Source organism: Demequina flava (genome assembly GCF_000975035.1).
GTDB lineage: Bacteria > Actinomycetota > Actinomycetes > Actinomycetales > Demequinaceae > Demequina > Demequina flava.
In genome coordinates, this window is the sequence record NZ_BBRA01000001.1 from 774253 (window position 1) to 798770 (window position 24518).

Below are 24518 nucleotides of genomic sequence, written 5' to 3' on the forward strand. Positions count from 1 at the left end.
GGCGTGATCCCTACTGGTCGTATTATTTCTTATTTTCAACCGGTGGGGTTACTCGCCCCGGGTCTTGGCGATGATCTCGTCGGCTACAGCCTTCGGGACCTCCGCGTAGCTGTCGAACACCATCGAGTAGACGGCACGACCGGACGTCTTCGACCGGAGGTCGCCGACGTAGCCGAACATCTCCGACAACGGCACCAGCGCGTCAACCACCTTCACGCCGGACGCATCCGACATCTGGCGGATCTGGCCGCGACGGGAGTTGATGTCGCCGATCACGTCGCCCATGTACTCCTCGGGCGTGCGTACCTCAACGGCGAACACAGGCTCGAGCAGGACGGGCTTAGCGATGCGCGAGGCCTCCTTGAAGGCCATCGAGCCGGCGATCTTGAACGCCATCTCCGAAGAGTCGACGTCGTGGTACTGACCGTCGAGCAGCGTTGCCTTGACGCCCACAACCGGGTATCCGGCCTGGATGCCCAGCTCCATCGACGCCTGGATACCAGCGTCGACCGACGGGATGTACTCACGCGGCACGCGACCACCGGTCACGGCGTTCACGAACTCGTACTGGACCTCGGAGTCCGCGGGCAGCGGCTCGAGCGAGATCTGCACCTTCGCGAACTGGCCGGATCCACCGGTCTGCTTCTTGTGGGTGTAGTCGTACTTCTCGACCGTCTTGCGGATGGTCTCGCGGTACGCGACCTGCGGCTTACCAACGTTGGCGTCAACCTTGAACTCGCGACGCATACGGTCCACGAGGATGTCGAGGTGGAGTTCGCCCATTCCGCCGATGACGGTCTGGCCGGTCTCGTCGTCCAAACGCACGCGGAAGGTGGGGTCCTCCTCGGCGAGCTTCTGGATAGCGGTCGACAGCTTCTCCTGGTCACCCTTGGTCTTGGGCTCAATGGCCACGTCGATCACGGGCTCGGGGAAGGTCATCGATTCCAGGATCACCTGGTGGTCAGGGTTGCACAGGGTGTCGCCCGTGGTGGTGTCCTTCAGACCGATGACCGCATAGATGTGGCCAGCGGAGATGGTCTCTACCGGGTTCTCCTTGTTGGCGTGCATCTGGAACAGCTTTCCGATGCGCTCCTTCTTGCCCTTCGTGGAGTTCACGATCTGCGCGCCGGTCTCGAGGTGACCCGAGTACACGCGCACATAGGTGAGACGACCGAAGAAGGGGTGGGAGACAACCTTGAATGCCAGCGCGGAGAAGGGCTCCTCGGCGTCTGCGTGACGCTCGATCTGGATCTCTTCGTCCTTGGCGTCCACACCCTGAATGGCGGGAACGTCGAGGGGCGAGGGCAGGTAGTCGATGACTGCGTCGAGCATCGGCTGCACGCCACGGTTCTTGAAGGCCGAACCACACAGAACGGGGTAGGCCTCCGAGGCGGTCGTGAGCTTACGAATCGCGCCCTTGATCTCATCGATCGAGAGCTCTTCGCCGCCGAGGTACTTCTCAAGCAGCTCATCGTCGGTCTCAGCAACGGCCTCGAGCAGGGCAGCGCGGTATTCGTCCGCCTTGTCCTTGAGGTCCGCGGGGATCTCCGTGGTCTCGTACTCAGCACCCATGGTCACGTCGCCCTTGGCGTCGCCGGGCCAGACCTTGGCGTTCATCTCGACGAGGTCGATGATGCCCAGGAAGTCGTTCTCGGCACCGATCGGCAGCTGGATCACCAGCGGACGAGCACCAAGGCGCTTCACGATGGTCTCAACGGTGAAGTAGAAGTCCGCGCCGAGCTTGTCCATCTTGTTGACGAAGCAGATGCGCGGGACGTCGTACTTGTCCGCCTGGCGCCACACGTTCTCCGACTGGGGCTCAACGCCCTCCTTGCCGTCGAACACGGCGACAGCACCGTCGAGGACGCGCAGCGAGCGCTCAACCTCAACCGTGAAGTCCACGTGACCGGGGGTGTCGATGATGTTGATCTGGTTCTTACCCCAGAAGCAGGTCACCGCGGCCGAGGTGATCGTAATGCCGCGCTCCTGCTCCTGCTCCATCCAGTCAGTCGTCGACGCGCCGTCGTGGGTTTCACCGATCTTGTAGTTCACACCTGTGTAGAACAGGATGCGCTCGGTGGTAGTGGTCTTGCCGGCGTCGATGTGCGCCATGATGCCGATGTTGCGGACCTTGTTGAGGTCCGTGAGCACGTCCTGTGCCACGAGTGGTTCTCCTTGGGTGTGTTCGGTCGAAAGGGCCTGCGACTACCAGCGGTAGTGCGCGAACGCCTTGTTCGACTCGGCCATCTTGTGCATGTCCTCGCGACGCTTCACAGCGGCGCCAAGGCCGTTCGAGGCGTCGAGGATCTCGTTCATCAGACGCTCGGTCATGGTCTTCTCACGACGTGCGCGTGAGAAGTCGACGAGCCAGCGCAGGGCGAGCGTGGTGGAACGCGCAGGGCGCACGTCAACCGGAACCTGGTAGGTCGCGCCACCAACACGGCGGCTGCGGACCTCGAGGGCGGGACGAATGTTCTCCAGCGCGCGCTTGAGCACGACGACGGGGTCCTGACCGGACTTTTCGGCAACGCCCTCGAGCGCGCCGTAAACGATCGCCTCTGCGGTCGACTTCTTGCCATCAAGCAGCGTCTTGTTGATCAGCTGCGTGACAACGGTCGCACCGTAGACGGGGTCGTTGATGATGGGCCGCTTAGGGGCCGGTCCCTTACGAGGCATTACTTCTTCTCCCTCTTCGCGCCGTAACGGCTGCGAGCCTGCTGGCGGCCCTTGACACCCTGGGTGTCAAGCGATCCGCGGACAATCTTGTAGCGAACACCGGGGAGGTCCTTCACACGGCCACCGCGCACGAGCACGATCGAGTGCTCCTGCAAGTTGTGACCCTCACCGGGGATGTAGGCCGTGACCTCGATGCCACTGGACAGGCGGACACGTGCCACCTTGCGCAGAGCGGAGTTCGGCTTCTTAGGGGTCGTCGTGTAGACGCGCGTGCACACGCCGCGACGCTGGGGGCTTGACTTAAGCGCCGGGGTCTTGGTCTTGCCCGGCTTGTCTTGCCGGCCCTTCCGAACCAGCTGCTGAATCGTAGGCACTACTTCTCCGTTTGGTCGTTGGACTAAAACTCGTGGTGGTGCGACCCCCGCGCCCGGGCGTGTCGCTCCTGTGGTGAGCGCACCCGAAAGGGGCACACTAGAAGGCCCGACGGTGCGGGCACGAGTATCAACAATACTCGCCACACGCCCTTGCGTCAAAGCGAATCTCTTGGCGGGCGTGGTATGGCACTTCCGCGGTGGACTCCACCGTCGTGGACCCTCCACCATACCTGGATCATCGCCTCTACGCGAGGACCTCTGTCCTAGGCGGGGGAAGCCAGGCGTGTGGCGACCTACAATGGGCACGTTCAGACGATTGCCAACGCGGGGAGGGGGGCTGAGATGGCGACCCCTCCGGGATGGTATCCCTCCCACTCCGGCGTTCCCGGCGAGTTGCGCCAGTGGGACGGCGAGCACTGGACCGCAGACTTCGATCCTCCGCGACCGTTCCTCGAAGCTGACCTGTGGACTCCCCCACCAGCACGCGTGTCAGACCCTGCTTTGCAGGATGCTCCCCCGGCGACAGCGCCGCCACTTCCCAGGCCGGCTGCGTCGGGCGCCGCGCTGAGTCCCCGCTCCGACCTGCCGCAGCCACCTCGCGACCGCGCGACGCCGTCGATCGCGCGTCGATGGGGAGGACTGATTGTGGGGGCCTTCGCTGCCGTCGCTTTGTGGGCTGGGCTGGGAGTGATCACCGACGGCGGCGCCGGAATACCGCCTGCCAGTGCGCGGGCCATGCTCGACGTGTCCACGACGGTGCCGGCCGATCTCGAATCGAGCGACCTGGACTCTGCGGAGGCGTTCGCCGCCTCGCTACCTCGCACCCGCGACAACGAGGGGTCCTACGTCACCACAGCCGCGACGATGGCCGATGCCTTCAGCTCTGAACTGCGCTGGCACGAGTACGCGAGCTATGGGCTATGCAGCACTGGCGATCACGGTGATGCCGAGTTTGTCCTCGCGGCATACTGCCCGCTCGATCCCGGCACAGTACTGCTGAACTCCTCGAACAGCTCGTATCCGGACTTCCTTTACTACGAGGCCTTCGTGTCTGTGGTCGCCCACGAGTTGGCACACAAAATCATCGACAGTCGCTGCGGCTCGACCGACCCTGGCATCGAGGGTGTGCACTACGAGGGCCTGACGAACTCCTATGCCGTGGCATTCCTCGGCGCTTCCCGGACAGACCTCGCGGTCACCATGGACGGATTCGAGGAATACCAGATGACGTCCGCCTCCGACGCTGCGGCGCAACGCGTCAACCAAGGCGACTGCTCCTAGCCCACGGATCCCAGCATCGGCCCGCTGCAGAGGCCGACACCCCTGGCACAGCGCCCACAACGCAACAAGCCCGGCCCCACCGTGAGGTGGAACCGGGCTTGTTGGCTAGACGCGGTTAGTCGCGCGGGAGCTCGAACTCCTCCAGCGGCACGGCTTCGCCGGTGCCTTCGGAGAACATCTGACCATCCCACTCCTCGTACCCGAAGGTCGGGAACAGGTTGTTCTTGGCCTCCTCCGTGGGCTCGACCGTCGCAGTGCGGTACTGGTGCAGACCGGTACCCGCGGGGATCAGCTTTCCGAGGATGACGTTCTCCTTGAGGCCCAGCAGCGGGTCGGACTTGCCCGACAGTGCTGCCTCAGTGAGGACGCGCGTGGTCTCCTGGAACGATGCGGCCGACAGCCACGACTCGGTAGCCAGCGACGCCTTGGTGATACCCATGAGCTCGGGGCGGGCCGATGCCGGCTTGCCACCCTTCGTCACGGTCTCACGGTTGGCACGCTCGAACCGGGCGCGCTCGACGAGCTCACCAGGCAGCAGCGGTGCTTCGCCAGCCTCGAGGACGGTCACGCGGCGCAGCATCTGGCGCACGATGACCTCGATGTGCTTGTCGTGGATCTCCACACCCTGCGAGCGGTACACGTTCTGAACCTCGTCCACCAGGTGCTTCTGGGTGGCGCGGGGGCCCAGGATACGAAGGACCGACTTGGGGTCCACCGCACCGGCGATCAGCTGCTGGCCGACCTCCACGTGCTCGCCGTCCTGCACAAGCAGGCGCGAACGCTTGGTGACGGGGAACTCGATGACCTCGTCGCCGTTGTCAGGGGTGACAACCAGGCGGCGCATGGCCTCCGAGTCATCCACCTTCAGGGTTCCCGCGACCTCGGAGATCGGAGCCTCACCCTTGGGGGTACGGGCTTCGAAGAGCTCCTGGACACGGGGCAGGCCCTGCGTGATGTCATCCGCGGACGCGACACCACCGGTGTGGAAGGTACGCATCGTCAGCTGGGTTCCGGGCTCACCGATCGACTGAGCGGCGACAATACCGACGGCCTCGCCGATGTCGACGAGCTCACGCGTGGCGAGCGAGCGACCGTAGCAGCGGGCACAGGTACCGACGGCCGATTCACAGGTCAGCACGGAGCGGACCTTGATCTCGGTTGCGCCGGACGCCATCAGAGTGTCGATCACGACATCGCCGATGTCCTCGCCAGCCTTGCCGACGATGTTGCCATCGGCGTCCGCGACGTCCTGCGCGAGCGTACGCGCGAAGACCGAGGTCTCCACACGCTCGTGCTTGACGACCTCGCCACCAGCGGTGGTCTCGACGATCGGCATGTTCAGGCCACGCTCGGTGCCACAGTCGTCTTCGCGAACGATGACGTCCTGCGACACGTCCACCAGACGACGGGTCAGGTAACCCGAGTCAGCGGTACGCAGCGCGGTGTCAGCCAGACCCTTACGAGCACCGTGGGTCGCGATGAAGTACTCGAGAACCGACAGGCCCTCGCGGTAGTTCGACTTGATGGGCCGAGGGATGATCTCACCCTTCGGGTTGGCCACCAGGCCTCGCATACCGGCGATCTGACGGACCTGCATCCAGTTACCACGAGCACCCGAACCCACCATGGTGTGCACGGTGTTGTACTTCGGGAACGACTCACGCATAGCGCGGTCGACCTCGTTGGTTGCCTGGGTCCAGATCTCGATGAGCTCCTGACGACGCTCATCGTCGGTGATCAGACCGGTCTCGTACTGGACCTGGACCTTCTCCGCCTGAGCCTCGTAGTTCTCAAGGATCTGCTGCTTCTGAGCAGGCATCGCCACGTCGCCAATACCGATCGTCACACCGGAGCGCGTAGCCCAGTGGAAGCCGGCCGACTTGAGCGCGTCAAGCGAGGCAGCAACCTCGACCTTGGGGTAACGCTCGGCGAGGGTGTTGACGATGTCGCCAAGCACCTTCTTGTCGACGTCGCGGTTGACGTACGGGTACGACACCGGGAGCAGCTCGTTGAACAGCGCGCGGCCCAGGGTGGTCTCGAGGATGAAAGGTGCACCCTCGACGTGGCCCTCAGGCAGCGAGACACCAGCGGGCGGAACCGTCTGTCCGTCAACGCGGAGCTTGATCTGCGCGTTCAGCGAGATCTCACCAGCGTCGAACGCCATCTGAGCCTCGGAGGTGGTGGTGAAGGCCTGGCCTTCACCCTTGTCTCCGGGCTTGTGGAGCGACAGGTGGTACAGACCGATGATCATGTCCTGCGAAGGCATGGTCACCGGGCGGCCGTCCGACGGCTTCAGGATGTTGTTGCTCGACAGCATCAGCACACGGGCTTCAGCCTGTGCCTCAGCGCTCAGCGGCAGGTGAACTGCCATCTGGTCACCATCGAAGTCAGCGTTGAACGCACCACACACCAGCGGGTGCAGGTGGATGGCCTTGCCCTCGACCAGCTGAGGCTCGAAGGCCTGGATGCCGAGACGGTGCAGGGTGGGCGCGCGGTTCAGCAGCACGGGGTGCTCGGTGATGACCTCTTCGAGGACATCCCACACCTCGGGACGCGAACGCTCGACCATGCGCTTTGCGGACTTGATGTTCTGTGCGTGGTTGAGCTCAACCAGGCGCTTCATCACGAACGGCTTGAACAGCTCCAGAGCCATCTGCTTAGGCAGACCACACTGGTGCAGCTTCAGGCGCGGACCCACAACGATGACCGAACGGCCCGAGTAGTCCACACGCTTTCCGAGCAGGTTCTGACGGAAACGACCCTGCTTGCCCTTGAGCATGTCGGAGATCGACTTCAGGGGGCGGTTACCAGGACCGGTGACCGGGCGACCACGGCGGCCGTTGTCGAACAGTGCGTCGACGGCCTCCTGCAGCATGCGCTTCTCGTTGTTCACGATGATCTCGGGGGCACCGAGGTCAAGGAGACGCTTGAGGCGGTTGTTGCGGTTGATCACGCGGCGGTACAGGTCATTGAGGTCGGAGGTCGCAAAGCGGCCACCGTCCAGCTGCACCATGGGACGCAGGTCCGGCGGGATGACCGGGACGGCGTCCAGCACCATGCCGGTAGGCGCGTTCGTGGTCGTCAGGAATGCGTTGACGACCTTGAGGCGCTTGAGCGCACGGGTCTTCCGCTGGCCCTTGCCGTTGGCGATGATGTCGTGCAGCAGCTCGGCTTCGGCCTCGAGGTCGAAGGACTCCAGACGCTTCTGGATAGCCTCTGCACCCATCGAACCCTTGAAGTACGGGCCATAGCGGCGCGACAGCTCGCGGTAAAGCAGCTCGTCGCCCTCGAGGTCCTGGACCTTGAGGCTCGTGAAGCGGTCGAACACGGCGTCGAGGCGCTCGATCTCGGCGTCTGCGCGCTTACGCAGGTTCGCCATCTCGCGCTCAGCGCCGTCCTTGATCTTGCGCTTCACATCGGCCTTGGCACCCTCAGCCTCAAGTTCGGCGAGGTCCTTCTCCAGCTTCTCGGCGCGGTTGTTGATGTCCACGTCGCGCTGGTTGGCGATGTACTTCTTCTCGTTCTCGATCTCGTTGCGGAGCTCGGGCAGATCGCGGTGACGCGCATCCTCATCGACCTCGGTGACCATGTAGGCCGCGAAGTAGATGACCTTCTCGAGGTCCTTGGGAGCCAAGTCGAGCAGGTAACCCAAGCGCGAGGGAACGCCCTTGAAGTACCAGATGTGCGTCACGGGAGCGGCGAGCTCGATGTGACCCATGCGCTCACGACGAACGCGCGAGCGGGTCACCTCAACACCGCAGCGCTCACAGACGATGCCGCGATAGCGGACACGCTTGTACTTACCGCAACCGCACTCCCAGTCGCGAGTAGGTCCGAAGATCTTCTCGCAGAACAGGCCGTCCTTTTCAGGCTTCAGCGTGCGGTAGTTGATGGTCTCGGGCTTCTTGACCTCACCGTGCGACCAGGTACGGATGTCCTCGGCCGTAGCCAGGCCGATGCGCAGGTCGGCGAATTCATTCACGTCAAACATTTATTGAGACGCCTACTTTCAGATCTCGTCGACGCTGGACGCGTCCGGGCGGCTGGACAGGGAAATACCGAGCGACTCGGCGGCCTGATAGGCGTCCTCTTCGGACTCGCCCATCTCAACCGTCTGGCCCTCAGCGTTCAGGACCTCGACGTTCAGGCACAGGGACTGCATTTCCTTCATCAGGACTCGGAAGGACTCCGGGAGGCCTGGGTCAGGGATGTTCTGTCCCTTCACGATGGCCTCGTAGACCTTCACACGACCCACCACGTCATCGGACTTGATGGTCAGGAGCTCCTGCAGAGCGTAGGCAGCGCCGTACGCCTCAAGTGCCCAGACCTCCATCTCACCGAATCGCTGGCCACCGAACTGCGCCTTACCACCGAGCGGCTGCTGGGTGATCATCGAGTACGGACCAGTCGAACGTGCGTGAATCTTGTCGTCGACCAAGTGGTGCAGCTTCAGAATGTACTTGTAACCCACGGCCACGGGCTCGGGGAACGGCTCACCGGAACGGCCGTCGAACAGACGTGCCTTTCCGTTCTCGTTTACCATGCGCTCGCCGTCGCGGTTGGGGTTGATGACCTCACGCAGGTTCAGCAGCGTGGCCTCTTCCAGACCGTCGAACACCGGGGTCGCAACCGGGGTGCCCGGCTCCGACTTGATGGCGCCCTTGGGCAGCTTCGAAGCAACCTCGGGGTTGTCCGTCGCGTCCCAGCCGTTCTTGGCAACCCAGCCGGTGTGGGTCTCGAGGACCTGACCGACGTTCATGCGGCCAGGAACACCCAGCGGGTTCAGGATGACGTCGACAGGCGTGCCGTCCTCGAGGAACGGCATGTCCTCGACAGGCAGGATCGTCGAGATGACGCCCTTGTTGCCGTGACGACCGGCGAGCTTGTCACCCTCGGAGATCTTGCGGCGCTGCGCGATGTAAACGCGAACCAGCTGGTTCACGCCTGCGGGCAGGTCGTCGCCGTCCTCTTCAGTGAACACGCGGACACCGATGACGGTGCCGGTCTCGCCGTGGGGAACCTTGAGCGAGGTGTCGCGAACTTCACGGGCCTTCTCACCGAAGATGGCGCGCAGGAGGCGCTCCTCGGGGGTCAGCTCGGTCTCACCCTTGGGCGTGACCTTGCCGACGAGGATGTCACCGGCGCGGACCTCGGCACCAATACGGACGATGCCGCGCTCGTCGAGGTCAGCGAGGACCTCTTCCGAAGCGTTCGGGATCTCACGGGTGATCTCTTCTGGGCCCAGCTTGGTGTCACGGGCGTCGACCTCGTGCTCCTCGATGTGAATCGAGGACAACGTGTCGTCCTGAACGAGGCGCTGCGACAGGATGATCGCGTCCTCGTAGTTGTGACCTTCCCAGCACATGAATGCGACGAGCAGGTTCTTACCGAGCGACAGCTCTCCACCGTCGGTCGAGGGACCATCGGCGAGGACGGACCCGTCCACGACCTTGTCACCCTCGTCGACGAGCACGCGCTGGTTGTAGCTGGTGCCCTGGTTGGAACGCTGGAACTTGGAGATCTTGTACGAGCCGGTCGTGCCGTCGTCGTTCGCGATCGTCACGAGGTCAGAGCTGACCTCGGTGACCACACCAGGCTGGGTAGCAACAATGACGTCACCGGCGTCGATGGCCGCGCGACGCTCCATGCCGGTTCCCACCAGCGGAGCCTCGGAACGGACCAGCGGCACAGCCTGACGCTGCATGTTGGCACCCATCAGGGCGCGGTTCGCGTCGTCGTGCTCGAGGAACGGGATCAGGGCCGTCGCGACCGACACCATCTGGCGCGGCGAGACGTCCATGTAGTCCACTGCCTCGCGGGGAACGAACTCGACCTCTCCACCCTTCGAGCGGACCAGCACGCGCTCTTCAGCGAACGTATTGTCGTCGTCGAGCTCAGCGTTGGCCTGCGCGATAACGAAGTGGTCCTCGTCGTCTGCGGTCAGGTAGTCGACGTTGTCGGACACCTTGCCCTTGACGACCTTGCGGTACGGGGTCTCCACGAAGCCCAGCGGGTTCACGCGGCCATAGGTCGCGAGAGCACCGATCAGACCAATGTTCGGTCCTTCAGGAGTCTCAATGGGGCACATACGGCCGTAGTGCGAGGTGTGAACGTCTCGCACTTCCATGCCTGCGCGGTCGCGGGACAGACCACCCGGGCCCAGCGCGGAGAGACGACGCTTGTTCGTCAGACCGGCCAGCGGGTTGTTCTGGTCCATGAACTGCGACAGCTGCGAGGTTCCGAAGAACTCGCGGATCGCTGCAACCACGGGGCGCGTGTTGATCAGGGTCTGCGGCGTGATGGCCTCGACGTCCTGCGTCGTCATGCGCTCACGGACAACGCGCTCCATGCGCGACAGGCCGGTGCGGATCTGGTTCTGCACGAGCTCGCCGACGGCGCGGATACGACGGTTACCAAAGTGGTCGATGTCGTCGGTCTCGACCTCGACGGTGCCAGCGGCGCCCTCGAAAGTCTTGTGACCGGCGTGTGCCGCGACGGTGTACTTCACGGTCGCAATGATGTCGTCGATGCTGAGCACCGAGTTCGACAGTTCCTTGCCAACCTGGAGCTTCTTGTTCAGCTTGAAGCGGCCGACCTTCGCGAGGTCGTAGCGCTTGGGGTTGAAGTAGAAGTTGTCCAGCAGGTTCTGACCGGCCTCAACCGTGGGGGGCTCACCCGGACGGAGCTTGCGGTACAGGTCAACCAGGGCCTCTTCCTGGGTGTGAACCGTGTCCTTCTCGAGGGTCTCGAGCATGGCCGGGTAGTCCTTGAACTCCTCGGCGATCTGCTCGTCCGTCATGCCCAGCGCCTTGAGGAACAGGGTGACGGGCTGCTTGCGCTTGCGATCGACACGCACGCCGACTGCATCGCGCTTGTCGATCTCGAACTCGAGCCATGCGCCGCGCGAGGGGATGACCTTCGCGGTGTAGATGTCCTTGTCGGACGTCTTGTCGGGCGTGCGCTCGAAGTAGACACCAGGCGAACGGACCAGCTGCGACACGACAACGCGCTCGGTGCCGTTCACGATGAACGTGCCCTTGGGGGTCATGAGAGGGAAGTCGCCCATGAACACCGTCTGCGACTTGATCTCGCCCGTGGTGTTGTTCATGAACTCCGCGGTGACGAACAGCTGCGCGGCGTAAGTGAAGTCCTTTTCCTTGCACTCATCCGGCGTGTACCGCGGGTCCTCGAAGTAGGGCTCCGAGAAGCTCAGCGACATCGTCTCGCCGAAGTCTTCGATCGGGGAGATCTCTTCGAAGACCTCCTCCAGACCGGCGATCTCGGGGACGTCGTTGCGGCCGGCCTTCTTGGCGGCGGCAACGCGAGCCTTCCAGGAGGTGTTGCCGACGAGCCAGTCAAAGCTCTCGGTCTGAATGCCCAGGAGATTCGGAATCTCGATGGGCTCGTCAATCTTTGCGAAAGAGATGCGCGGTGATGCGGAGCGGTTGGCGATTGCTGTTGCCGAGGGGGTGCGCGAGGCAGCCAAGGGCGGGTCCTTCCCTTTGAAGAGCGTGCGTGTCACGTGTCACAAGCCGCGGCTCCACCGGATCCTGGGGCCAAGCCGCTACGGAGCGGTGGCGCGCCAGGTAGGCATCTGAGGGCAGGGCAATAGACAGCGCAAAGCAAGAGCCTACTCGGGCGCGCGGAAAAAGTCCAGTCGCGCAAGTCGCCGCGCCGGGCCGATGCGACATCGTCATCCAGCCCGCGTTGCTACCGCTTGAACACGAGGATACCCCCTCCCCTGACGCACCCCAAGCATCGGCCCGATGCTGTGGAGAATTTCGTACCCGGGAACGGCAAAAGCCGGGCTGCCCCGAAGGGCAACCCGGCTTTTGAGAACCGAAAAGTCGAGTTACTTGAGCTCGACGGTGGCGCCGGCAGCCTCGAGCTGCTCCTTGGCCTTCTCAGCGTCTTCCTTCTTGGCACCCTCGAGGACGGGCTTGGGAGCCTCGTCAACCAGAGCCTTGGCCTCACCGAGGCCGAGCGACGTGAGCGCGCGCACCTCCTTGATGACCTGGATCTTCTTGTCGCCGACCGAGGCGAGGATGACGTCGAACTCGTCCTTCTCTTCCTCGGCAGGGGCAGCGTCGCCAGCGGGGCCAGCAACAGCAACGGCGGCCGGAGCGGCTGCGGTGACGTCGAAGGTCTCCTCGAAGGCCTTCACGAACTCGGAGAGCTCGATGAGGGTGAGGTCCTTGAACTGCTCGATGAGCTCTTCGGTGGTGAGCTTAGCCATGATGTGTTTCCTTACGTTTTATCTGCGTGTAATGCAGGTTCTTGCGATGGGGGGTGACGTTGCGGTTAGGCAGCGTCTTCCTGCTTGGCACGCAGGGCGTCTGCGGCACGCGCTGCCTTCGACAGCGGAGCCTGGAACATGTATGCAGCGTTGACGAGCGATGCCTGCATGGCACCTGCCGCCTTCGCGAGCAGCACTTCGCGGGACTCGAGGTCTGCGAGCTTGTTGATGAGCTCGGCGGAGATTGCATTACCTTCGAGGACGCCGCCCTTGATGACGAGCGCCTCGTTGGCCTTGCTGAACTCCTTCAGAGCCTTTGCAGCCTCCACCGGGTCACCGGTGATGAATGCAATAGCCGTGGGGCCTACGAAGAGGTCGTCAATACCCTCTACGCCGGCTTCCTTGGCCGCGAGCGCCGTCAGAGTGTTCTTCGCAACCCGGTAGGTTGCGGCGCCGCTGAGCTTTCCGCGCAGCTCAGCGAGCTGGGGTACGGAAAGGCCGCGGTACTCGGTGACTACGACAGCGTTGGCTTCACGGAATCGTGCCGTGATCTCCTCAACTGCCGCCACCTTGTCTGGCGTCGCCATAGTTGTCCTTCCTTTGGGTGACCGTCGGCGCCTCCTTGCGGAGACGGCCTGCCCCGGACAACGAAAAAGCCCCGCGTAGGCGGGGCTGAAGAGCTACATCCGGGCTTGTCGCACGGCACTGGGCCGATGCTGGGGCTCCGATGAGCGTTCAATCTCTCCTACGCTGGCCTCCGCTGAGCGGGACTTCGGTCGGATTCAGTTTCCTGAAGCCGATGACCGGCGGTCTTGGGCAAAGAACAGTGTACGGCCTGAGGCGAGCAATGCGCAAACTGAAGCCAGCATCGGCCCTACTGCTGTGTCAGCCACCCCTCGACCCCAGTAGGCATCTGGTGTCACTTTCGCCGGGGAAAGTGACACCAGATGCCTACTGGGGGGCCGGTGCCGGGAGCAGCGCCTCGTGGGTTCGTGTGAAGGACGGCCCAGACGCACGAAGGCCCGGCACCTTGCGGTACCGGGCCTTACGCGTTGCTGAAAGTGTCAGCCAGACTCTACGCCTCGGGCTTCGCGGTGGCGTCCACGGGGATGCCGGGACCCTGCGCAGCGGAGATGGCGGTCTTGATGATGTAGCGACCCTTCGAAGCCGAAGGCTTCACACGCTGGATCTCGTCAAGGACGGCCTGGAAGTTCTCGAGCAGCTTCTCGTCGCCAAACGATGCCTTGCCCAGCACGGTGTGCAGGTTGGCGTGCTTGTCGACGCGGAACTCGATCTTTCCGCCCTTGATGTCCGAGACAGCCTTGGTCACGTCCATCGTCACGGTGCCGGTCTTGGGGTTCGGCATGAGGCCGCGAGGACCCAGAACCTTACCCAGACGACCGACCTTGCCCATCAGGTCAGGGGTAGCAACAACGGCGTCAAAGTCCTGACGGCCTTCCTGCACCTCTGCGATGAGCTCGTCGCCACCGACGATGTCGGCGCCGGCGGCCTTGGCGGCCTCCGCCTTGTCACCGTTGGCAAAGACCAGGACCCGAGCGGTCTTGCCGGTGCCGTGAGGCAGGATGACGGTGGAACGGACAGCCTGGTCCGCGTGACGGGGGTCAACGCCGAGCTTGAACACGACGTCGATGGTCGAGTCGGTGTTCTTGGAGGACGTCTTCTGAGCGAGACGCACGGCCTCGATCGGAGTGTAGAGCTGGTTACGGTCGACGAGCTGTGCTGCGTCGCTGTAAGCCTTGGAGCGCTTAGTCATCTGCTTTTTCCTTTGCAGTCGTGGTGGCGGGTCAGCGCGACCCCTCCCACTGAATGAATTGAGTGGTCTTAGGAGACCGTGATGCCCATGGAACGGGCGGTGCCGGCGATGATCTTCGCTGCGGCGTCGATGTCGTTGGCGTTCAGATCAGCCATCTTCTGCTCCGCGATCTCACGAACCTGCGCCTCGGTAATCGAGCCGACCTTGTCCGTGTGCGGAACGCCAGAACCCTTCTTGACGCCGGCTGCCTTCTTGATCAGCTCAGCGGCGGGAGGGGTCTTGGTGATGAACGTGAACGAGCGGTCTTCGTAGACCGTGATTTCCACGGGGATCACATTGCCACGCTGCGACTCAGTAGCCGCGTTGTAGGCCTTGCAGAACTCCATGATGTTCACGCCGTGCTGACCCAATGCGGGTCCAACCGGCGGTGCCGGGTTTGCGGCGCCGGCCTGGATCTGAAGCTTGATCAGACCAGCGACCTTCTTCTTAGGGGCTGCCATGTTTCGGGTCCTTCTATTGCTTGGGGCGGCTGGCGCCGCCGGATGTGCTGACGAGGATCAGATCTTTGTGACCTGGTTGAACGCCAGCTCGACCGGGGTCTCCCGGCCGAAGATGGAGACGAGAACCTGGAGCTTCTGGGACTCAGCAGAGATCTCGGAAATCGTGCCGGGCAGGGTCGCGAACGGCCCGTCGACAACGGTGATCGACTCGCCGACTTCAAAGTCGACCTCGATCTTGGGCTTGGCGGTACCGCTCTGAGCGTCATCTTCAGCGAGGTCGGCCTCAGCCTCAGGCGTGGCCATCATCGAGTAGACCTCGTCGGGCGTCAGCGGCACGGGCTGGTGAGCGTGGCCCACGAAGCCGGTCACACCAGGCGTGTTGCGCACGGTGCCCCAGGACTCGTCCGTAAGGTCCATGCGGACCAGAACATATCCGGGCATACGCACACGCGTGATCAGCTTGCGCTGACCATTCTTGATCTCGGAGACCTCCTCCATAGGAACCTCGACCTGGAAGATGGTGTCTTCCTGGTGCAGGCTCTCGCGGCGGTGCTCGATGGACTGCTTCACGCGCTTCTCATGACCCGAGTAGCTGTGAATGACGTACCAGTCACCCTCCTGCATGCGCAGCTGGGCTTTGAACTCCTCGATCGGGTCCACGACGGGCTCCGCGATCTCTTCTGCCTCGACAGCGTCAGCCTCAGGCTCTTCGCCCTCGGGTGCGTCCGAGGGAACGGTGTCGTCGTCAGAGGTCACCACCGCGTCAGCGGGGGCGTCACTCAGCGCCGCCTCGTCAACGGCGGGAACGGTGTCCTCCACCGAGTCGAGCTTGTCGTCACTCACCAGTCATCACTCCTTGTAGCGTCGGACGGCGTCAGCCGCCGAAGACCATCGACGAAAGCCAGCCGAACGCAATGTCCAGCGCGAACACAATCACCATCATTACGGCGACAAATCCCAGCACGATCCAGACGTACTGAATCCACTCTTCGCGCGACGGCGTCACGACTCGCTTGAGTTCCGAGATCACCTGACGCACGAACAGCGCGATGCGTCCGAAGATGTTCCGACCCTCGCGGGATTCGTGCCGCGGGTCGTTCTCTCCGGAATCCGTCACGGCAGATTCACTCACCAGGAAGTCCTTTGCTCGGAATAGGGGATTTCTTGCGCACGCGGCTTCCCGCGTCAGCAGGGTAGGAGGGACTCGAACCCCCAACCGTCGGTTTTGGAGACCGATGCGCTACCAATTGCGCCACTACCCTTTGGAGGCGGTTGGACCTCCGTGACTCTTGACCACATTCATGACGATCCGCACCGGGGCGCGATTCATCATGACGGTTGTCAATCGCCGAACTGCAATAGTACGGGTTTGGTGACCGAAAAGCGAACCCGTGCTCGGAGACCTCCGGCAAGGACAGCTCTGGCCCGCGACCGGACTGCCTCCACCCTAGGGCCTCCCTGTCTCCGCGCGAACCGCCAGGCCTTGAGGCGGTGACCCGCGCCCGCGCACGTGGAACAATGACGGGCATGACCTCCTCCAGCCGTGTCTCTGCCCGCCTCGGCGCCATTGCGCCGTCTGCCACCCTCGCTGTTGATGCCAAGGCCAAGGCCCTTAAAGCCGCCGGCCGCCCCGTCATCGGGTTTGGCGCCGGCGAGCCCGACTTCCCGACGCCCGCACACATCGTTGAAGCTGCAGTCGAGGCCGCCCGCGACCCTAAGAACCACCGCTACACGCCCGCCGGCGGACTCCCCGAACTCAAGCAGGCCATCGCCGCAAAGACGCAGCGCGACTCGGGCTACGAGGTTGATCCCGCTCACGTGCTCGTCACCAACGGTGGCAAGCAGGCGGTCTTCCAGGCGTTCGCCGCGATCCTCGATCCGGGCGATGAGGTCATCCTGCCCGCGCCGTACTGGACCACCTACCCCGAGGCGATTGGCCTCACCGGCGCCACGACCGTCGAGGTCTTTGCCGGAGCCGAGCAGGAGTACCTCGTCACGGTGGAGCAGCTCGAGGCCGCTCGTACCGAGAACACCAAGGCTCTGCTGTTCTGCTCGCCGTCCAACCCCACCGGTTCGGTCTACTCCGCGGAGCAGACCAAGGCGATCGGCGAGTGGGCCCTTGAGCACGGCATCTGGGTCATCACCGATGAGATCTACGAGCACCTCTTGTACGACGACGCGCAGTTCACGCCGATCCTGCGTGAGGTCCCGGCGCTGGCTGACACCACCCTGGTCCTCAACGGCGTCGCCAAGACGTTCGCAATGACCGGTTGGCGCGTGGGCTGGATGAGCGGCCCCCAGGATGTCATCAAGGCGGCGACAAACTTCCAGTCGCACCTGACCAGCAACGTGGCCAACGTGTCGCAGCGCGCCGCGATCGCCGCGCTGACCGGCCCCATGGACGAGGTGCACGCGATGCGTGAGGCCTTCGACCGTCGCCGCCAGACCATGGTGTCGATGCTTCGCGAGATCGAAGGCTTCACCGTGCCGACCCCGCGCGGCGCGTTCTACGCCTACCCGTCTGTCGAGGGCCTGATCGGCCGCTCGGTGCGTGGACGCGAGATCGGCTCGTCCATTGACTTGGCCGCCGTCATTCTCGAAGAGGCTGAGGTCGCAGTGGTTCCGGGTGAGGCGTTTGGCCCGTCCGGTTACCTGCGCCTGAGCTACGCATTGGCCGATGCTGACCTCGCCGAGGGTGTAGGCCGCATCCAGGCACTGCTTTCGGAGGTCTAAGCCCTCCTCGTCTCACCGTTCCTTATGGGGCGGAGTGACGTGCCTGACATGCTGCGACCTCGCTCATCGGCGTGTTGGCAGCAACGCGCGGCGATTGCGGCGAGCGGCATGTCAGGACTGTCCCGGTCGCGACGAATGCCGTTCCGAGGGCCGATGCTCGCTCATCCTGGCGGCGGACGTACAAGTGGGGTGCGCCGACTAGCCTCGTACCCATGAACGATGTTGCAGTCCAGGTTTCCGGCCTGATCAAGTCCTACGGCGGCGTGCGCGCCGTCGACGAACTCGACCTCACCATCAAGCGCGGCGAGATCTTCGCGCTGTTGGGGCCCAACGGGGCCGGTAAGTCCACGACGGTCGAGATCCTTGAGGGCTTCCGCGGCAGGGACGCGGGTGACGTCACGGTGCTAGGCATCGACCCCGTGATGGCGACGCGGTCGTGGCGCGAGAAGGTTGGCGTGATGTTGCAGTCGACATCCCCAAGATCGTTTCTCACGGCCCGCGAGGCACTCACGCACGCCGCACGGCTGTACTCCAACCCCCGTGACGTGGACGACATGCTCAACGCGGTCGGTCTCATGGACAAGGCTGAAGAGAAGCCGCAAGAGCTCTCCGGAGGGCAACGCCGCCGCCTCGATGTCGCCACCGCCCTCATTGGCCAACCGGAGTTGGTCTTCCTGGACGAGCCCACAACCGGGTTTGATCCCGAAGCGCGGCGCCAGTTCTGGGGCTTGGTGGAGTCGATTGCGGCAGACGGCACCACCGTGCTGCTGACCACCCACTACTTGGATGAGGCAGACCACCTCGCCGACCGGATCGGCATCATCTCGGCAGGACAACTTGTCGCGCTCGACACCCCGGAAGGCCTGCGTCAGCGAGCCACCGGCGCGCGAGTCTCCTGGCGAGAGGCAGGTGCAACCCATGCGGAGACCACCGAGACCCCCACTGCGTTCCTGCGCAATCTCCTCGCTCAGCACGAGGGCGAGATTGACCGCCTCGAGGTCACCCACCCCAGCCTCGAAGACGTCTACCTCGACCTGATCGCCACCCCTGAAGCGGAGGCGGACGCATGAGCACCGCGGCCGCTCAAGCGCCCTCGTGGTGGTCGATGACCGTTGATCGCACGCGAGTCGAACTGAAGGAGTTCCTCCGCTCACGCGAGCAGATGATCTTCATCTTCTTCTTCCCGATGATGCTGCTCGCGCTGTTCGGCGCGATCTTCAACACCGACGACCTCTACGGCACCGGCGTCTCGTTTGGACAGTACTTCTTGGCGGGCATGATCGCGTCGGGAATCCTCAACACGGGCTTCCAGTCGCTGGCGATATCCATCTCGATCGACCGGTCCGAGGACGTCCTCAAGCGCATCCACGCCACGCCCCTGCCTCCGACCGCCTACTTCACCGGCAAAATCATCCAGGTGCTGATCGTGTCGATCGTCCAGGTCGCACTCCTGGTCGCCATGGGCGTATTTCTGTTCGACGTGGAGCTCCCGACGGACGCGGGCACCTGGGTGACCTTCACGTGGGTCTTCGTGATCGGGCTCGCGGCGTCGACGGCGTGGGGCATTGCCACCTCGTCGCTACTACGCAACGGCAAGGCAGCATCGGCCCTGCTCACCCCGATAGTGCTGGCACTGCAATTCACCTCGGGAGTGTTCTTCGTCTTCACGGAACTGCCAGTGTGGATCCAGAACATCGCGCAGATTTTCCCGCTGAAGTGGCTCGCTCAGGGCATGCGCTCGGTGTTCCTGCCCGAGTCCTTTGAGGCGGCTGAGGCTACCGGTTCATGGCAGTTGCCGATGGTGGCCATCATGCTGAGCGTCTGGCTCGTCGCCGGGTTGATCATCTCCGCCAAGACTTTTCGCTGGCTACGCGTGGAAGACCGTTGATATGCACGTCTACCAGGGCGTCTGAGTGAGTTCTCAGATTCGTCTCGCCACACTAGTCCGATGACTGCCCCGACCATGCGCGCTGTCGCGATCGCCGCCGGATTCTTTGGCGTCTCGCTCGTCGTGGCCGGCACCGCGAACGCCATGGCACAGGGTCCTGGGGAGCAGACCGTAGGCGCGGCGATTCACCTTCCCGTCCCGGAAGTTTCAGTTTCCGCAGCCCCTTCCCCGACCGCTGCGCCCACGGCCACGGAGCCGCCCGTCACGGTCGTCAACACCTCGGAGCCCTCCCCTGAGCCCATCGAGGTCACGCCAGAGCCGGTGGAGATCACCGCCGACGCCGCTGAGGCTCCCAGGGAGCCACAAGAGAGCGAGGCTCCCGTCGAGGTGGGGTCGGCGCCCATCGAGTGTTCCGATGAGGGCCGATGCGACGGCAACGACAGCTCGAAGGAAACCGAGCGTTGTGGTCACGTGGATGCGCCTCGTGTCACCACCGATTGGTCACGAGAGGATCTGCGGGAGGCTGCGGACCAGTGGCGCGAGACGCTCCGAGAACTGCGTGACGACTGCAGCCACCTGGTCGCCAGCCTGCCCTCCTCCGACGACCTCACGGCGACGTGGAAGGCTCTCATCGAGTCAGCCACCGACAGCGATACGTGGGATGACGGCCAGTGGCGCGGCAACGACGGTGACTGGGACGATGGCCAGTGGCATGGCAACGACGGCGACTGGGACGACGGGCAATGGCGCGACGACACCGGAGACTGGGACAACTAGTCGCTATTTGGTCGGCGCAAGGCTCGAAACCGGTTGGGGGTTGTGGTGTCACCCCAGCCCGGGGGCGCTAGCGTGAGGCCAAGACTGGCGTGGAGGCCCTCATTACACACATCGTGGACACCATGACGACAGCGGCGCGGCGCATGACGGTGCGCGCCCGCTTGTTGGTGTACCTCCTTGTGCTCACTGCAGCTGCGCTCATCATCGCTGGCTTCACCGCATTCGCCATCGAACGTGGACGGATCGATAGCCAGATCACCGAGGACCTCGCTCTGAGAACGGAGGCGTTCACGGAGCTGGCGAACGGGGACGATCCGTCAACGGGAGAGCCTTTCGCGACCGCAGACGACCTCATGCGCGAGGCCATGATTCGAGTCGTGGCCAGCCCCACCGAGTCCGCCGTCGCACACGTCGGCACCACCGCCCGGTACGTCCCCTCCGCACCATCGCGCCTGCGCCTGGAGGACGACCCGGAACTGCTCGAGGCCGCGTCCGAGAACGCCACCGAAGAGGTCGTAGTCCGGGCGGTGACGACCGACATGGCCGACTATCGGTACGCCGCGGTCCCGATCATCGCGCCCGACGGGTCCGAAGCGGGGGTTTTCACGATCGCCACGGACCGCGGGGCGCTCCAAGCGAACCTGAGCGAGACTTTCAGGCTGTACGCACTGGTCGCCTCGCTCGCGCTCGTCATCATTGGCGTCATCGCATGGACCACCGTGGGCCGCACCCTCCACCCCATCGGTGTCCTCGAAACCCGCACCCGTCGCATCTCCGAGCACGACCTATCGGAGCGCATCCCGGTACAGGGCCACGATGACCTCGCCCGCTTGACGGCGACGTTCAACGGCATGCTCGACCGCCTCGAGGGTGCCTTCGATGACCAGCGGCGGCTTCTCGACGACGCCTCGCATGAGCTCCGTACTCCCCTGGCAATCATGCGCACCAATCTCGAGCTGCTCGAGCCTCGCGACCCGGACGAGATTGTCCGCGTCCAGCGCGAGCTCCTCGAGGAGGTGTCGATGATGTCCCGCCTCGTTGACGACCTCGTCACGTTGGCGAAGTCTGATCGCCCCGAGTTCGTGCTGCGCAGCCCAGAGAGCTTGCTCGACCTCACGCGTTCGACATACACGCGTGCAAGCGCGCTCGGAGAGCGCGACTGGCGCGTCGAAGCCGCCGGTGACGCCACCGTCGTCGTGGACGGCCAGCGCCTCACCCAGGCGTGGTTGCAGCTCGCGGCCAATGCAGTGAAGTTCTCCGAGCCTGACTCCACGATCTGGATTGGCTCGTCGGTGACCGCGTCCCACATACGCATCTGGGTGCGCGACCAGGGCATCGGTATTGCGCCGGAGGAACAAACGCGGGTCCTGGAACGCTTCCATCGGGTAGACCCTGATGCAGAGGGCGCTGGTCTGGGACTGACCATCGTCGCGGCGATTGCGGCCGCCCACGGCGGACGCCTCGAACTGGACTCCGCATTGGGGACCGGCTCTCAATTCACTATCGTGCTACCCAACGACGGAGGTGCGTCATGATTCACATGTTGCTGGTGGAAGACGAGGACAAGCTCGTCGCCTCGCTCATTCAAGGCTTGAGAACCGCCGACATCGAGGTCGACGCGGTCCGTACTGGCCGCGAAGGGCTCGAACGCGCCACAGCCGGCGATTACGACATCATGGTGCTCGACATCGGCTTGCCCGATCAGGAGGGCTTCACGGTCTTGCGCAAACTCCGCGCAACGGGCTCCGAACTTCCGGTCATCATCCTCACGGCCCGTAGCTCCGCCGAGGACACCGTGCGCGGCCTCGAAAAGGGCGCGGACGACTACATGGCCAAGCCCTTCTCCTTCGACGAGTTGGTCGCCCGCATCAAGTTGCGCGCCCGTCCCGCCGACGACGACGCGGCCCCCGCGGGCGTCATCCGCGTAGGGTCATGCGACCTCGATCCCACCGCCCGCACACTCACGTGCAACGGCCACGAGGTCCCGCTGAGTCCGCGTGAATTCCAGCTGGCCCAACTGCTGATGGAGCGCGGCGGAGAGGTCGTGCCGCGCAACGTGGCGCTCGACCACGTGTGGGGATCGGCCACCCGCGACAACGTCCTCGACGTCTACATCCGCTACCTGCGCTCGCACCTGGGCACCGACGCCATCGAGACGGTGCGCGGCGTCGGCTACCGCTTCGTAGGGTGACGTACACGCGGTCCTGAACCCGAGCATCGGCCGTAGGAACGATGCGGCGGTCGCCGTAGCGCCCTAGCCTTAAGCGCATGGATGTCAAAGGACCCCGGTGGTCCGATGTTGCGGTGGCGGCCGCGCTGCTGGTGTTAAGCCTGCTGTGGAGTGCCTCGGCGGTGTCGTTCCAAGCGCTCGACTACCGGCCCATGGACGTTCTGGGCTGGAGCCTCATCGCGGTCGTCGTCGCGCCCCTGATGTGGCGCCAGCGCTACCCACGAGCGGTGTTGTGGATCATCTTCGCCGCCTGGATGGTGTTTGCGGGCCTGGGCTACGAAGCAACGCCGGCCATGCTCGCGCTGTTCGTCGCGATTTATGGCGTCGCCGCGTACCTCCCGCGGGCGGTTGCGATTCGCCACACCGCCGTGATGCTCGGGCTCATGATCAGTTGGACGGCGCTCGGAATCGTCACGCTTGAGTCCGTGAGCCCGTGGGCCCTGATCAGTGAGTTTGTGGGCGTCTTGGTGCCCTTCCTGCTCGGGTCCACCGATCGCAAGCGCCGGCAGCGGCTGGGGGAACTCGAAGTTGCCCATGCGCGGCGCGAACAGGCCGAGTTTGAGGCTGCGACCGATGCGGTGCGCGCCGAGCGAGCGCGCATCGCCCGCGAACTCCACGACGTCGTGGCACACGAGATCACGGTGATGACGCTTCAAGCCGAGGGCGCTCGGCGGCGGGTTCGCGATGAGCCGGAGGTTTCCGAAGCACTGTCGACGATTGCCGCATCGGGGCGCCGCGGCCTCGACGAGATGCAGCGCATGATTCGGGTCCTGCGTGCCTCAGAACAAGAGGCAACCGAGCGCGCCGATCACGACAAGGTGGTCGCCGGGAATCAGGGCGCAATGCGAGCGCCGATGCGCGATGAGTTGGCACCGATGCCATCGCTGGCAGCGCTCCCGGCCCTCGTGGAGCAAGTGCGCGACTCGGGGGTGGCCGTGACGCTCGAGGTCTCCGGCTCGGCCCACGTCCCCGCAGGCGTGGAACTCAGCGCATACCGAATCGTGCAAGAGGCCCTCACAAACACGCTCAAGCACGCGGGGCCCGGAGCGGAGGTGTCGGTCACGGTGAATAGGACGGCCGATGCCGTGCGCATCTCGGTCGAAGACCGTGGGGGTAGCGGTGGTTCAGAACGCCCGCGTGCGATGGGCGGTCAGGGACTGACGGGCATGGCCGAACGCGTCCAGGCGCTGGGCGGCTCCCTGCAGCACGGGCCGCGCGCTGGCGGTGGCTTCCAAGTTCACGCTGTGCTGCCCTCCAGCGATGACCAAATTACGTCCGCCGCGAGCGCGGCATCGAAGGAGGACCTGTGATCACGGTGGCGCTGGTGGATGACCAGGCGATGGTGCGCGTGGGATTGCGCATGATCTTGGAGGCCGAGCCCGACATCGAGGTGCGCGCTGAAGCCTCCGACGGGTCAGAGGCGCTGGCGATGGTCAGGGACCACGCGCCGGACGTCGTGCTCATGGATGTCCGTATGCCCGGAATGGACGGACTGGCCGCGACTCGCGAGGTGTTGGCGGCCAGCCCGGACACACACATCGTGATCCTCACCACCTTCGACGACGACGAGTACGTCTACGAGGCCCTCAAGGCCGGTGCCTCCGGATTCTTACTCAAGAGTGCGGAGGGCGATGCCCTGATCGACGCCGTGCGGGTGATCGCATCGGGCGAGGCTCTGCTTGCTCCCGAGGTGACGCGGCGCGTGATCGAGCGTTTCGCCGCTGCGGACATCCCAGCTGACCCCGACGAACACGTGCCGTCACCCGAGGCGATTGGCGATCTGTCCGAGCGCGAGGTCGAGGTGCTGCAGCTCATGTCCCGGGGGATGTCGAACCAAGAGATCGCGCAGGAACTGTGGGTTTCGGCCACCACCGTCAAGACTCACGTCAGCCACATTCTGACCAAGCTCGGCGTCCGTGATCGAGTTCAAGCCGTCGTCGAGGCCTACGACTCGGGAATTGTGGTTCCACGCGGGTGAGGCGCCCCATTGCGGGTCATCCCTGAGGAGGGTTCCGCACAACCGTCCTTGAGAACGATTCCCTTACGTGC

20 protein-coding genes and 1 tRNA gene are annotated in these 24518 nt (G+C 64.2%); 9 read left to right on the top strand and 12 right to left on the bottom strand.

Translation table 11 applies throughout. The annotated features are described in order from the left end of the window. Positions 1–48: 48 nt before the first annotated feature. From fusA to rpsL, 3 genes are read right to left on the bottom strand one after another with little or no spacing between them, the layout of a single operon-like run. Positions 49–2163 (bottom strand): elongation factor G, encoded by a 2115-nt coding sequence (gene fusA, locus AOP74_RS03685; protein ID WP_061960977.1) that lies wholly within the window; start codon positions 2161–2163, stop codon positions 49–51. 42 nt (positions 2164–2205) lie between these two features. After that, positions 2206–2676, bottom strand: coding sequence for a 30S ribosomal protein S7 (gene rpsG, locus AOP74_RS03690; protein ID WP_061960978.1), 471 nt, complete (start codon positions 2674–2676; stop codon positions 2206–2208). Continuing rightward, positions 2676–3050: a 30S ribosomal protein S12 gene (gene rpsL / locus AOP74_RS03695; protein WP_061960979.1), complete on the bottom strand. Its 375-nt coding sequence runs from the start codon at positions 3048–3050 to the stop codon at positions 2676–2678. The genes rpsG and rpsL overlap by 1 nt, the downstream gene beginning before the upstream one ends. A 342-nt stretch (positions 3051–3392) precedes the next feature. Between rpsL and AOP74_RS12115 the strand changes: the two genes are divergently transcribed. After that, positions 3393–4331: a DUF2510 domain-containing protein gene (locus AOP74_RS12115; protein WP_061960980.1), complete on the top strand. Its 939-nt coding sequence runs from the start codon at positions 3393–3395 to the stop codon at positions 4329–4331. A gap of 115 nt (positions 4332–4446) precedes the next feature. Here AOP74_RS12115 and AOP74_RS03705 read toward each other — a convergent pair whose 3' ends face one another. From AOP74_RS03705 to AOP74_RS03745, 9 genes are all read right to left on the bottom strand, one after another. Further along, a complete protein-coding gene (locus AOP74_RS03705; RefSeq protein WP_061960981.1) occupies positions 4447–8322 on the bottom strand; it encodes a DNA-directed RNA polymerase subunit beta' in 3876 nt (1291 codons plus the stop codon). An 18-nt stretch (positions 8323–8340) separates the two neighbouring features. Continuing rightward, positions 8341–11817 (bottom strand): DNA-directed RNA polymerase subunit beta, encoded by a 3477-nt coding sequence (rpoB, locus tag AOP74_RS03710; protein ID WP_061960982.1) that lies wholly within the window; start codon positions 11815–11817, stop codon positions 8341–8343. Positions 11818–12183: 366 nt separating this feature from the next. Further along, the gene (gene rplL / locus AOP74_RS03715) at positions 12184–12567 is read right to left on the bottom strand and encodes a 50S ribosomal protein L7/L12 (protein ID WP_061960983.1); all 384 of its coding nucleotides are present in this window, start codon (positions 12565–12567) and stop codon (positions 12184–12186) included. A gap of 65 nt (positions 12568–12632) precedes the next feature. Continuing rightward, positions 12633–13154, bottom strand: coding sequence for a 50S ribosomal protein L10 (gene rplJ, locus AOP74_RS03720; protein ID WP_061960984.1), 522 nt, complete (start codon positions 13152–13154; stop codon positions 12633–12635). Positions 13155–13642: 488 nt separating this feature from the next. Next, on the bottom strand, positions 13643–14341 hold the full coding sequence (gene rplA / locus AOP74_RS03725) for a 50S ribosomal protein L1 (protein WP_061960985.1): 699 nt from the start codon (positions 14339–14341) through the stop codon (positions 13643–13645). A 68-nt stretch (positions 14342–14409) separates the two neighbouring features. Further along, positions 14410–14841, bottom strand: a complete 432-nt coding sequence (gene rplK, locus AOP74_RS03730; protein WP_061960986.1) for a 50S ribosomal protein L11 — start codon at positions 14839–14841, stop codon at positions 14410–14412. Positions 14842–14898: 57 nt separating this feature from the next. Next, on the bottom strand, positions 14899–15684 hold the full coding sequence (gene nusG / locus AOP74_RS03735; protein ID WP_061960987.1) for a transcription termination/antitermination protein NusG: 786 nt from the start codon (positions 15682–15684) through the stop codon (positions 14899–14901). Positions 15685–15715: 31 nt separating this feature from the next. Further along, entirely contained in the window at positions 15716–15973 is a 258-nt protein-coding gene (gene secE / locus AOP74_RS03740) for a preprotein translocase subunit SecE (RefSeq protein WP_061960988.1), read from the bottom strand. 57 nt (positions 15974–16030) lie between these two features. Then, positions 16031–16103: transfer RNA gene (locus AOP74_RS03745), tRNA-Trp, on the bottom strand. Positions 16104–16368: 265 nt separating this feature from the next. On the opposite strand from AOP74_RS03745, the gene AOP74_RS03750 reads away from it, so the two are divergent. From AOP74_RS03750 to AOP74_RS03785, 8 genes are all read left to right on the top strand, one after another. Continuing rightward, positions 16369–17574, top strand: a complete 1206-nt coding sequence (locus AOP74_RS03750) for a pyridoxal phosphate-dependent aminotransferase (protein WP_061960989.1) — start codon at positions 16369–16371, stop codon at positions 17572–17574. 212 nt (positions 17575–17786) lie between these two features. Continuing rightward, positions 17787–18644 (top strand): ABC transporter ATP-binding protein, encoded by an 858-nt coding sequence (locus AOP74_RS03755; protein WP_061960990.1) that lies wholly within the window; start codon positions 17787–17789, stop codon positions 18642–18644. Beyond that, positions 18641–19462: an ABC transporter permease gene (locus AOP74_RS03760; protein WP_061960991.1), complete on the top strand. Its 822-nt coding sequence runs from the start codon at positions 18641–18643 to the stop codon at positions 19460–19462. The genes AOP74_RS03755 and AOP74_RS03760 overlap by 4 nt, the downstream gene beginning before the upstream one ends. A gap of 60 nt (positions 19463–19522) precedes the next feature. Then, complete coding sequence (locus AOP74_RS03765; protein ID WP_061960992.1) at positions 19523–20239, top strand: hypothetical protein; 717 nt, start codon at positions 19523–19525, stop codon at positions 20237–20239. Positions 20240–20361: 122 nt separating this feature from the next. Further along, complete coding sequence (locus tag AOP74_RS03770; RefSeq protein WP_160297447.1) at positions 20362–21774, top strand: sensor histidine kinase; 1413 nt, start codon at positions 20362–20364, stop codon at positions 21772–21774. After that, positions 21771–22430, top strand: a complete 660-nt coding sequence (locus tag AOP74_RS03775) for a response regulator transcription factor (RefSeq protein WP_061960994.1) — start codon at positions 21771–21773, stop codon at positions 22428–22430. The genes AOP74_RS03770 and AOP74_RS03775 overlap by 4 nt, the downstream gene beginning before the upstream one ends. A 77-nt stretch (positions 22431–22507) precedes the next feature. Further along, positions 22508–23779, top strand: coding sequence for a sensor histidine kinase (locus tag AOP74_RS03780; protein ID WP_061960995.1), 1272 nt, complete (start codon positions 22508–22510; stop codon positions 23777–23779). Continuing rightward, positions 23776–24447, top strand: a complete 672-nt coding sequence (locus AOP74_RS03785; RefSeq protein ID WP_201774291.1) for a response regulator — start codon at positions 23776–23778, stop codon at positions 24445–24447. Before AOP74_RS03780 ends, AOP74_RS03785 begins: the two co-directional genes overlap by 4 nt. Positions 24448–24518 lie beyond the last annotated feature (71 nt).

Coding starts and splice junctions, on each gene's coding strand:
- rpsG (WP_061960978.1), bottom strand. CDS start 2,676: ATGCCTCGTAAGGGACCGGCCCCTAAGCGGCCCATCATCAACGACCCC.
- AOP74_RS12115 (WP_061960980.1), top strand. CDS start 3,393: ATGGCGACCCCTCCGGGATGGTATCCCTCCCACTCCGGCGTTCCCGGC.
- AOP74_RS03705 (WP_061960981.1), bottom strand. CDS start 8,322: ATGTTTGACGTGAATGAATTCGCCGACCTGCGCATCGGCCTGGCTACG.
- rplL (WP_061960983.1), bottom strand. CDS start 12,567: ATGGCTAAGCTCACCACCGAAGAGCTCATCGAGCAGTTCAAGGACCTC.
- rplJ (WP_061960984.1), bottom strand. CDS start 13,154: ATGGCGACGCCAGACAAGGTGGCGGCAGTTGAGGAGATCACGGCACGA.
- rplA (WP_061960985.1), bottom strand. CDS start 14,341: ATGACTAAGCGCTCCAAGGCTTACAGCGACGCAGCACAGCTCGTCGAC.
- rplK (WP_061960986.1), bottom strand. CDS start 14,841: ATGGCAGCCCCTAAGAAGAAGGTCGCTGGTCTGATCAAGCTTCAGATC.
- AOP74_RS03750 (WP_061960989.1), top strand. CDS start 16,369: ATGACCTCCTCCAGCCGTGTCTCTGCCCGCCTCGGCGCCATTGCGCCG.
- AOP74_RS03755 (WP_061960990.1), top strand. CDS start 17,787: ATGAACGATGTTGCAGTCCAGGTTTCCGGCCTGATCAAGTCCTACGGC.
- AOP74_RS03760 (WP_061960991.1), top strand. CDS start 18,641: ATGAGCACCGCGGCCGCTCAAGCGCCCTCGTGGTGGTCGATGACCGTT.
- AOP74_RS03765 (WP_061960992.1), top strand. CDS start 19,523: ATGACTGCCCCGACCATGCGCGCTGTCGCGATCGCCGCCGGATTCTTT.
- AOP74_RS03770 (WP_160297447.1), top strand. CDS start 20,362: ATGACGACAGCGGCGCGGCGCATGACGGTGCGCGCCCGCTTGTTGGTG.
- AOP74_RS03775 (WP_061960994.1), top strand. CDS start 21,771: ATGATTCACATGTTGCTGGTGGAAGACGAGGACAAGCTCGTCGCCTCG.
- AOP74_RS03780 (WP_061960995.1), top strand. CDS start 22,508: ATGGATGTCAAAGGACCCCGGTGGTCCGATGTTGCGGTGGCGGCCGCG.